Genomic DNA, 679 nt, shown 5'->3' with positions numbered 1-679 from the left:
CATGGTAACAATGATTTAGAAGTATCACGTCGTATCTTAGAGCGTTCGTTAACCAGTGCCGCTTAAAAACTTTAAACCAATAAATAAAATAAGGATTATTAAAATGAGCTTTGATAAACAGCAAAACCAAGAAACAAACCGTCAAATTAAATTGGCCAGTCGCCCTCACGGCGAACCAAAAGCTGAAAACTTTGACATGACAACCAGCGATATCCCAACGCCAAATGACAATGAGATGTTGCTACGTACTGTCTATTTATCATTAGACCCGTACATGCGCGGACGTATGAGTGATGCCAAAAGCTATGCTGACCCATTAGAGGTTGGTGATGTCATTATGGGTGCAACCGTTGCTCAAGTCGTTGAATCTAACCTTGATAAATTTGCCGTCGGTGATTTGGTTGTTGCAAACGCAGGCTGGCAGGATTACAGCGTCAGTGATGGCGAGGGTGTGCTGAAACTAGACAAGGATATGCCAAACCCCTCTTATGGTTTAGGCGTACTCGGTATGCCAGGCTTTACTGGTTACATGGGTTTGACAGATATTGGTAAACCACAAAAAGGTGAGACGCTGGTCGTTGCTGCTGCAACTGGCCCCGTTGGTGCAACGGTTGGTCAAGTGGGTAATCAATATGGTACCCGTACCGTTGGTATCGCAGGCGGTAAAGAAAAATGCGAC

General features: G+C 44.6%; 1 pseudogene. It reads left to right on the top strand.

The features are described from left to right. Positions 1-103: 103 nt before the first annotated feature. A pseudogene (locus ACS8FD_RS21040) lies at positions 104-679 on the top strand (NADP-dependent oxidoreductase); the annotation flags it as partial.

The sequence above is a fragment of the Psychrobacter sp. 1U2 genome (assembly GCF_051847575.1).
This window is presented reverse-complemented; position numbering and strand designations above follow the sequence as displayed.